Origin of the sequence: Pseudomonas sp. 2995-1, from assembly GCF_002742505.1 — a bacterium.
Taxonomy (GTDB): Bacteria; Pseudomonadota; Gammaproteobacteria; order Pseudomonadales; family Pseudomonadaceae; genus Aquipseudomonas; species Aquipseudomonas sivasensis.
The window spans coordinates 1-286 of the sequence record NZ_LJSA01000370.1 but is presented as its reverse complement, the minus strand read 5'-3'; the positions used below and the strand labels follow the sequence as shown (position 1 = coordinate 286).

The 286-nt window shown below is 42.0% G+C and carries 1 protein-coding gene; it reads left to right on the top strand.

Annotation, left to right across the window (positions count from 1 at the left end):
• The coding region (locus AOA61_RS17280; protein WP_143521216.1) for an ATP-binding cassette domain-containing protein at positions 1 to 286 on the top strand (286 nt) is incomplete at both ends.

The following is a 286-nucleotide window of genomic DNA, read 5'->3' as shown; positions in this document are numbered from 1 at the left end:
GGTGGAGGGGCGAGTTGGGAAACGAATCCTTTGGAATAAATCAAGCTTCTATGTTCGAGGTGGAGATAAGTTAGCTATCATTGGTCCTAATGGAAGTGGGAAGACAACACTGTTAAAGAAGGTGATGAACCGGAACCAGCAGGACCATGGAATCACAATTTCACCATCAGTGAAAATCGGTTACTTTAGTCAAGACTTATCCATTCTAGATGTGGAAAAGACAATATTGGAGAATATCAGTTCCACTTCCAAACAGGAACAATCGTTCATTCGAACAGTACTAGCG